The organism is Kosmotoga sp. (assembly GCF_982836095.1).
Genome location: NZ_CEYIHJ010000156.1, coordinates 1 through 4,339 on the forward strand (window position 1 = coordinate 1; position 4,339 = coordinate 4,339).

The following is a 4,339-nucleotide window of genomic DNA, read 5'->3' on the forward strand; positions in this document are numbered from 1 at the left end:
ATCATCTTTTTGTGCCTCTCGGTGGGTGCCGGCGCGTTTAGAAAAAAATTTCTTCAATTACAGAGTCTTGAGATTGTTGGTCTTGGCGCAATGGCTTTTGTTGTTGCTACGGCTTCTGGTATCATATTTGCGAAGATCATGAATATTTTCTCGAAAAAAAAGGTCAATCCTTTAATTGGTGCAGCAGGTGTTTCAGCAGTACCTGATTCTGCAAGGGTTGCTCATAAGCTTGCAATGGAAGAAGATCCATCGAATTTTATATTGATGCATGCTATGGGCCCAAATGTTGCAGGTGTTATAGGTTCTGCTGTTGTTGCTGGTGTTTTCCTTTCAGTAATTTCATAACCTGGAGGTTTGTACATGGCTAAAAAGAAATTTCATGTCCATATCAATGACAATTTCTGTAAGCGCTGTGGTATCTGTTATTGGATTTGCCCCACTAAAACCATCATCAAAGGAGAATTGGGAAAACCTGAAGTTCCTGATCATGATAAATGTATCGGCTGTCTGATGTGTGAAAATGCATGTCCTGATTTTGCAATCGATGTTGTTGAGCGTGAGGCGGTGAAGAAAGATGTCTGAGTACGTTCTAATGCAAGGGGACGAAGCCTGTGCACTTGGAGCTATAAAGGCTGGGTGCCGTTTTTTTGCTGGATATCCTATCACTCCAGCCACAGAAATTGCCGAGACTATGGCTAAAGAACTGCCAAAAGTTGGCGGAACTTTTATTCAAATGGAAGATGAGATCGCGAGCGCCGCGGCAATTGTCGGGGCATCGTTGGCAGGCGAAAAAGCCATGACGGCGACAAGCGGACCTGGGTTTAGCTTGATGCAAGAAGTAATAGGTTATGCATCAATGGTAGAAGCCCCAACAGTTTTTGTAAACGTGCAACGTGGGGGACCTTCAACAGGAATGCCTACCAAACTCGCTCAGGGAGATATCATGCAAGCACGTTGGGGAACTCATGGCGACCATCCCGTTATCGCAATATATCCTTCAACTGTAGAAGAAGTATATCGTTACATAGTCACTGCCTTCAATTATGCTGAACATTACCGTACACCGGTTGTTTTCCTGATGGACGAAGTTTTGGGACATATGAGAGAAAGCCTTTACCTACCTCCAGATTCCGAATTGAAGTCTGTTCCAAGGGCTGGAGAATCAGTCCTTGAAGATGACGACATTTTCCAACCCGTTATTGGAGACGATCAGATGCTGGCTGCTCCTTTGATAAAAATGGGAAAGAGCAGATTTCACGTCTCAGGCTTGGTTCATGATGAATCAGGATTTCCTGTGGGTGCGGCAGTTGATGCCAACCGACTATTACGCAGGCTTGATCACAAAATACGTCTTCACGCTGATGAAATTAATATATGCGATGAATATATGACAGATGACGCGGAAATACTGATTGTAGCCTATGGTTCCGTTGCCAGAAGTGCTTTAAGGGCTGTTAAGATAGCACGGGAAGATAAGATTAACGTTGGCCTATTTCGACCGATAACTATATGGCCCTTCCCAGCTACCCGTCTTAGACAATTACTAAAAAAGACCAGTGCAGTAATCGTTGTTGAGATGAATCTTGGCCAGATCGTTTATGAAGTTTCACGACTGAATCGCCGAAGCACCAAGCTTGAACTTTTAAGCAAAGTAAATGGAGAGATGGTTACTCCCCAGGAAATACTCGATACCATTGCAAAAGTGAAATCTGAGGTATTAGACCTTTGAGTTTATTTGACTTCTGTAATTTTATTAAGCAAGATGGAAGATATGAGAAAAAAAATCTTAATGCTTTTGATGCTCCTATTCTTTTGTGGTAAAATATATTGACCACATGCTCGAAAAGGAGGCAGTCTGAATGGAGATACTGAAAGTCAGTTCCAAGTCAAATCCTAACAAAGTTGCAGGTGCTATTGCAGGTGTCTTATCAAAAGATAACCAGGTTGAGCTCCAAGCGATCGGAGCAGGAGCAGTCAATCAGGCTGTTAAGGCTTGTGCTATCGCATCGAGATTTTTGAAAGAGAGAGGTGTGGAGATTTACGTAATTCCCGGTTTTGTTGAAATTCTAATCAACAACGAAACAAGAACAGGAATCACGTTGAAGATTGTTGCAGGAAAAAGGGAAGAAGTGGAAACTCAGGAAGTTACTGAATCTGAAGCTTAATTTGAATTCCTTCCCTTTCCACAGGAGGAAAAATGAAAAAGCTCAATGTTGGTGGTCAAGCGGTCATCGAAGGCGTGATGATGAAGGGTAAGCGTACGGTAGTGGCTGTACGCGATTCTGATGGAAAAATAATTACCAAGGAGATAGAGGGGGCCGTGAAAAATCCGGCCCTATTTTCTATCGTTTTTTTAAGGGGGCTTCTCGCACTTTATGAGGCACTTGTAATCGGGACCAAAGCTCTAGGTTTTTCCGCAGAGGTAACCGGCGAAGGCGAAATGACAAAAAAGGATATTGTTATTACTTTCTTGATAGCCTTTGCCTTTGCCATAGGTATGTTTGCGCTGGGACCGTTATTTCTCGCACAATTGATGGTATCAAAGAGTAATCCAGCTATGTTTGCGCTTATAGAAGGCATAATAAGAGCGGCATTTTTCATAACCTATGTATGGGTTATTTCGCTTTTCAAAGACATAAAACGTGTCTTCGAATACCATGGAGCAGAACATAAAGCGGTTTACACTTTTGAAAATAACGAAGATTTAACCGTAGAGAATGCCAGAAAATATACGACATTGCATCCCCGTTGTGGTACCAGCTTCTTGATTTTGACGCTGTTTTTCGCAATTGTGATATTTGCATTACTTGGCTATTGGACAGAAATGAATTTTCTATGGAAAATCGTGTCCCGGGTTGTATTCATACCTATCGTTGCGGCTTTAACTTATGAATTTCAAAGACTTACCGCTAAAATAATAGACACTAAATTGGGTAAAGTACTGGCTTCTCCCGGATTACTCTTCCAGAAGATCACCACTAAAGAACCTTCAGATGACCAGTTAGAGGTTGCGCTTGTCGCTTTGAAAGAATCATTAAAAGAAGAATAAATTACCATCGTGTAGTTATGCTTATGCGGCTTACTTCGGGGATAATTTGATATCTCCGAAGTAGCCAGCGTATGTCTTTTACGCAATAGATCCTTACGATCTGTATCAGATTATTACTGATAAGATGATAGGCTGGGTATCGCTTTTCAAAATGCTCAAAGCTGAGGATGTCTTCCCGCTTGTCATCAAACAAATATACATTACTGCTGAGAAATTCATCTGGGTGAGCCAATGAGAGTTTATAAGGCGTATCGATTCTGAATAGCCTGTCAAAATCCGTCAGAAGCTCGTGAAGAATCTTTTTATCAGCATCTTCAGCTTTTTCTTTGGCATCTTCGAGTTTTTGTTTCATTTTTGATAGCGCATCTTGAGCCACTGAACCACTAACCACTGAAGGATCCACACCGGTGGTGGAAAAAGAAATTTCCATGATCAACTTCCAGAGATCCCTTTCCCTAAATCTTTCAACATTCATATAAGCCATCAGAAGGTCTTTTTCATCAGGGCTAAGCTCAGAATTCATCTCCCCGGAAAGAAGAAGCTTTCTTACATGGTCTTCATTATCCTTAATTTTAGTTGCCAGTTTTTTTATGAGGTCGTTGAATCGTATTTCTATTTCGTCAAGAAGCATAGTGTCAGTCAACTGTAGAAAATCACTTACCTGTTCAAGGCGCCTGGGTAGGTTGAGGGGGTTATAAGAAAATCTGAGAATATCCTGAATCATAAGATCCGCAGCTCTTGCAGTTTTATGAAAGTACACGTTTTTGTACATCATGAACCTTGAAAAAAGTGTTGTGTAAATGTCATCAATAACTTTTAGACTGTAAGCGAGTTTATTTCCTTCTACAATCATAGCCCCTCTTATAATTCTTTCAGGTGAACCAGTTCCAAAGTACCTTGTTCCGGCAAAGTATGAATCTCTTAAAACGAAATCCATTCTATCTGCCCCTAAGGGTCCTTGAATGATATTGAAATCCAAACTCCCCTCAGACTCGCCTTCGAAAACTTCGTTTATTTTTTCAAGAAGTATTCTTATCGCTTCAATAAATTCTGTTTTTTCACCGGTTATGGTTTTGAGTTCGGCATCTATTGCTTCTCTCAATTTTTCATCTTTGATATTTTCGTAGTGTTCTTGTAAAATTTTTGGGTAATATTCGAGCAAAATGCGCTTCCGATAAGTATCGTGCCCGTGCTTAAAACCCGCTTTTGCATAAACAACATCATCAAACTGATGACTATAAGGTCCATGCCCAATATCATGAAGTAACCCGGCCAATCTTAAAATTCGTC

General features: G+C 41.0%; 6 protein-coding genes. 5 read left to right on the plus strand and 1 reads right to left on the minus strand.

What is annotated here, in order from left to right:
* The 5 genes from AC3LHT_RS09105 to AC3LHT_RS09125 all read left to right on the plus strand — a co-directional run.
* The coding region (locus tag AC3LHT_RS09105) for a sodium ion-translocating decarboxylase subunit beta (protein WP_488662666.1) at positions 1–345 on the plus strand (345 nt) is incomplete at its 5' end.
* A gap of 15 nt (positions 346–360) precedes the next feature.
* The gene (locus AC3LHT_RS09110; protein ID WP_290647044.1) at positions 361–582 is read left to right on the plus strand and encodes a 4Fe-4S dicluster domain-containing protein; all 222 of its coding nucleotides are present in this window, start codon (positions 361–363) and stop codon (positions 580–582) included.
* On the plus strand, positions 575–1,729 hold the full coding sequence (locus AC3LHT_RS09115) for a 2-oxoacid:acceptor oxidoreductase subunit alpha (RefSeq protein WP_488662667.1): 1,155 nt from the start codon (positions 575–577) through the stop codon (positions 1,727–1,729). Before AC3LHT_RS09110 ends, AC3LHT_RS09115 begins: the two co-directional genes overlap by 8 nt.
* A gap of 130 nt (positions 1,730–1,859) precedes the next feature.
* Positions 1,860–2,165 carry a stage V sporulation protein S gene (locus tag AC3LHT_RS09120; protein ID WP_290647042.1) on the plus strand — a complete coding sequence of 102 codons (306 nt, stop codon included), beginning with the start codon at positions 1,860–1,862 and terminating at the stop codon, positions 2,163–2,165.
* A gap of 32 nt (positions 2,166–2,197) precedes the next feature.
* Positions 2,198–3,049, plus strand: coding sequence for a DUF1385 domain-containing protein (locus AC3LHT_RS09125; protein WP_488662668.1), 852 nt, complete (start codon positions 2,198–2,200; stop codon positions 3,047–3,049).
* Position 3,050: 1 nt separating this feature from the next.
* Here AC3LHT_RS09125 and AC3LHT_RS09130 read toward each other — a convergent pair.
* A partial coding sequence (locus AC3LHT_RS09130) for an HD domain-containing protein (protein ID WP_488662669.1) occupies positions 3,051–4,339 on the minus strand: 1,289 nt, incomplete at its 5' end.

Bases quoted from the DNA above. Each gene is read 5' to 3' on its own strand.
- AC3LHT_RS09110 (WP_290647044.1), top strand. From the start codon at position 361: ATGGCTAAAAAGAAATTTCATGTCCATATCAATGACAATTTCTGTAAG.
- AC3LHT_RS09115 (WP_488662667.1), top strand. From the start codon at position 575: ATGTCTGAGTACGTTCTAATGCAAGGGGACGAAGCCTGTGCACTTGGA.
- AC3LHT_RS09120 (WP_290647042.1), top strand. From the start codon at position 1,860: ATGGAGATACTGAAAGTCAGTTCCAAGTCAAATCCTAACAAAGTTGCA.
- AC3LHT_RS09125 (WP_488662668.1), top strand. From the start codon at position 2,198: ATGAAAAAGCTCAATGTTGGTGGTCAAGCGGTCATCGAAGGCGTGATG.